General features: G+C 33.5%; 4 protein-coding genes. 1 reads left to right on the top strand and 3 read right to left on the bottom strand.

Annotated elements, in window-relative coordinates; all coding sequences use genetic code 11:
- Window positions 1–245 precede the first annotated feature (245 nt).
- Entirely contained in the window at window positions 246–416 is a 171-nt protein-coding gene (locus tag NZM04_06120; GenBank protein MCS7063603.1) for a hypothetical protein, read from the bottom strand.
- A 19-nt stretch (window positions 417–435) separates the two neighbouring features.
- Here NZM04_06120 and NZM04_06115 point away from each other — a divergent pair, with 19 nt between their 5' ends.
- A complete protein-coding gene (locus tag NZM04_06115) occupies window positions 436–591 on the top strand; it encodes a hypothetical protein (protein ID MCS7063602.1) in 156 nt (51 codons plus the stop codon).
- Window positions 592–1,075: 484 nt separating this feature from the next.
- On the opposite strand, the gene NZM04_06110 is transcribed toward NZM04_06115, so the two are convergent.
- Both NZM04_06110 and NZM04_06105 read right to left on the bottom strand, forming a co-directional pair.
- Entirely contained in the window at window positions 1,076–2,686 is a 1,611-nt protein-coding gene (locus NZM04_06110; GenBank protein MCS7063601.1) for a HEAT repeat domain-containing protein, read from the bottom strand.
- 989 nt (window positions 2,687–3,675) lie between these two features.
- Window positions 3,676–4,153 (bottom strand): hypothetical protein (locus tag NZM04_06105; GenBank protein ID MCS7063600.1); only part of this gene is annotated, 478 nt, incomplete at its 5' end.

Here is a 4,153-nt window from a genome sequence, read left to right as displayed (position 1 = left end):
CCCGCAACTCGGCGAGACTTGCTTCAACCGAATAGGTCTGCGACTTGCCCGGCGCAACCAGAGACAGCCGCCACGGTAGTCTAAAGCAGCATACCCACTGAAGCCGTCGGTGCAATACTGAAATGCCCGTGGCGCTTGATCTACCACTGCCTGCAGCACCGCTTCATCGCGGGATAGAGTATCTACCTGCTCATTACGCAGCGCGCGCCGGCGCTCGACCTGCGTGATGAGACCGTCGCGTTTTTTTACTCCCGACGAATGTGAACTGCTCTCAAGCTCGACGATGGGTTAGTCGTCGGTTGGGGGCTGTGGGATGGGGGCAGCCAAGGACGCTCACCGGCGCACTTGACCCAGTTGGCTACCGATTGTGCACTTGACACGCAAATTGCGCCTGATGCGTCGGAAGCTGTGGCCATCTAGATACATCTCGACGGCTTGGTGCGGGATTCTAGGCGGGTAGCCGATTGGGTTGGGCTGATGGGTGAAATGACGATTGCAGGCCTTGCACAGGTAGCGCTGGTTGCCGCTGTGATTCTTGCCTCGTTTGACCACCGATTAGCTTATGTCTCTTCGGGCACTTCATGTATCTAATTTTATTTACTCCCTGCTAAATTAGTAAAGCGCAATGATATTCTTTCCACAATAGATATGCATAATTTTTTGTTAGGAGTGTGATAAGCTAATAGATAATAATAGATAGTATTCTTCACATAAACAACGTTGTTAATGGTAAATCATTTAGTGATGTACCGCTAGAATAAATATGTATTCTGATACAGGTAATGATTTGAAGTATAATAATGTCTTTTTGTTTACTTTTAGATATTTTTATACCATCCATGAGATGACATGCCAATATACAAGGTAGGCCGATGATATATCATCGGCTATTAATATTTTATAAACTAAATATATATAGTTACCAGGTTTATTATTTTTTACCCACTTCATACTTAAATCATTAAACATCAACAAATGAAAATAATAAATTGTCGTCATTATGTATTTTTATTGCTATTTATATTTACGCGATCACCAACTTCTTTGATAAAATCATCATTATTTCATGATTAATTTACATAGTGATCATCTTTGGGCCTTTATTTTTATTATATAGATAACGATCAAAGATATCTTTATTATTTGAATAAAAAGATGAACTACTTTCATCGTTAAACAATAATAAGGCAATCCAAATTCCAGATATAATATCTTCATTGTACTTAAACTTAAATTCATGTAAGAGTTTACTAAAAAAATCCATAGAACTATCAGGTGAATATGCTTTTAGTGCAATCATGGTATATTCAATCAATTGTGAGGAGTACACTACTTTTTTATTTACTAAACAACTGCGCAACCAATCCATAATTATATCATTTTTATTTTCTATGTTTTTTTGTAATAAACGATCAATGGCTAACATTTTAATACCGTCATTAATGTAATTATCGTAAAGTACTCTAGTAAGTGAATGAGAGGAATCTATCTTATCATTCATTAATGCTATATATATAAACCTTTCGTTAAATCTATGCGGATATTTATCGAATAGCACATTAATCAATTCTTTGTCTAAGGCAGTAAAAACCTCCATGCTTATATCTTGCACCCAGTAATAATCTTCATTAGTATAATAAGCAACCATTTCGTTAAACTTATCCCTATCACCCAAATATAATAAGCCCTTTAAGAGATCATCTATGTTCGCATCATGTATATTTAAACAATTTAAAATAACTTCTAAAGCTCTAGGATCGCCGGATTTGCCTAAATTCATAATATCATAGACATGAAGCTCCTTCTTTTTAGTAATATTTTCATATATCACTTCCCCATAGTGTTTTATCTCATCATTTAGCTCATTGTTAGCCTTCTCGCTATTTCTTGCCCTATAAACTATATCCGCAAGCGCTTGTATTATTGAATCTCTCATTTCCTCATCTATATCTTGCTTCAACAATTTCGCGATCAACTTACAATCATCAAGTTCACCTATACGCCCTATTGTTCGTATAATATAATTTTTAGCAACCGCGCTTTCATCTTTATCCAGCATATCCCTCAATAACTGAATCGTTGCGTCGCTCTTTATAGAATCTAAAAATGCAATACAACCTATCCTTGATGGCCCCTTAGCTCCTGATATTACTTTATACAGTAATTCATAATTAATTGGTTGCTCTAACTTATGTAATGTACTGATTGTTAGCATCTTTATTAAAGAGGAAAAGTCTTGGATGGTAGAGTCTAATATAGGACTCAATTCTTTTATTTTTAACGAGCCTATAAGATCTATAATATACATACGATCGTTTGCATAACATTCTTCTGTCAAGATCTTTACTATATTTTTATAGTACTGTTCGTGGCCGAACAAATATAATCCCATGTATGAATAAAGGCGCATGAATTTATTATTATGTTGTACACCTTTATTCAAGAATTCTATAAATTTATCATAACGTTTAGCTGCCAAAGTCAAGAACAGGACAATTAAGAAAGGATTTGGCATTGTAAATGAATCTAAATCATATTCCATTAATTTTATCAGTGCATAAGCAAATTCTGGGTTACGATCAACAACGGTTTTTATATCCTCATAATCAATTTCATAAAATTCATGAACTCTAAAATATATAGCGCGTAACGCAGTCATTTCATGGTTGTTATTTGACGTTGTCATATCATATATCTTAACAATACTCTGGGATAAATTCAACCCAAGAAATAGAACATAACTTTTAGTGGAGGGGGGTATTTATATTCACATAATCAAAGCATAACTTTTGTGAAATAATCAGTTATTCATGATGTATTTATATACATGCTCACACACTTAATATTTCCACACATCAAAATTACTTCTGAAGCTATAAATTTTATGATTTTGTATAAATTAATAATATCATAACCATTAAGGCACTTCTTTTTAGCAATATATTCATATATTATTTCGATTTATCTTTTTTATATTGTTATTTACATCTTTATTCACACTCTTGTTTTTTTCATGTAAACAATATCCGAAAATGCTTCTATTATTGTATCTCTCATTCTTTTATCTATATATTGGGCTAATAATCTCGTGCGCATCTTACAATCATTAAGTTAACCTATACTCTTCACTGCTTGTATAATATCACGTTTGATATTTGTATCTTCATCTGGGAGTAAATAAAATTGAATACATGAAGTGTCCAAATAGACATAAGCGAATCAGTAGTCAAACAAAGCAAGAATCACAGCAGCAGCCAGCACTACCTGTGCAAGGCCTGCAATCGTCATTTCACCTCTCAGCCCAACCCAATCGGCTACCCGACTAGAATCCCGAGCCAAGCCGTCAAGATGTATCTAGATGGCCACAACTACAGGTAATGATTTGAGTTATAATAATGCCGCGTTTTCTCTTACTTTTAGATGTTTTTATACTATCTATGAGATGACATGCCAATACACATGATAGGCCGATGATATATTATCAGCTATTAATATTTTATAAACTGAATATATATATTTACTAGTTTTATCATCTTTTTATCTATCTCACACTTAAATTATTAAACGCCAATAAATAAAAAATAATAAATTGTCATAATTATGTATTCTTATCGCTATTTATATTTACATGATTACCAACTTCTTCGATAAAATCATAGTTATTTCATGATGAATTTACATAGTAATCATCTTAGGAACTCGATCATTATCATATAGACAACAATCAAAAACATCTCGATTGTTTAAATAAAAAGATACGCCATCCTTATCATTAAACAATGATAAGGCAATCGCAATCCCAGACACAACATCTTTGTTATATTTAAATTCATCCAAGAGTTTATTTAAAAAATCAATAGAACCCTCAGGTGAATACGCTTTTAGTGCAATCATGGTATATTTAATCAATTGTGAAGAATATAATTCCTCTCGAATTCCCAAATAATTGCGCAACCAATTCATAATTATATCGTTTTTATTTTCTATGTTTTTTTGCAATAAACGATCAACGGCTAACATTTTAACTATGTCATTCATTTGCTCATTGTAAAGTATGCTAGTAAGTAAATGAGGGGAATCTATTTTATCAGTCCTCAATGCCATATATATAAGCCTTTCGGGCGATCTATATGCATCTAATAGCATATCAAGC

It is taken from the genome of Candidatus Methylacidiphilales bacterium, assembly GCA_025056655.1.
Taxonomy (GTDB): domain Bacteria; phylum Verrucomicrobiota; class Verrucomicrobiia; order Methylacidiphilales; family JANWVL01; genus JANWVL01.
Note: the sequence above shows the minus strand (reverse complement) of the source record. Positions and strands in the feature narration are given on the sequence as shown.

Bases quoted from the DNA above. Each gene is read 5' to 3' on its own strand.
- NZM04_06120 (MCS7063603.1), bottom strand. From the start codon at position 416: ATGGCCACAGCTTCCGACGCATCAGGCGCAATTTGCGTGTCAAGTGCA.
- NZM04_06110 (MCS7063601.1), bottom strand. From the start codon at position 2,686: ATGACAACGTCAAATAACAACCATGAAATGACTGCGTTACGCGCTATA.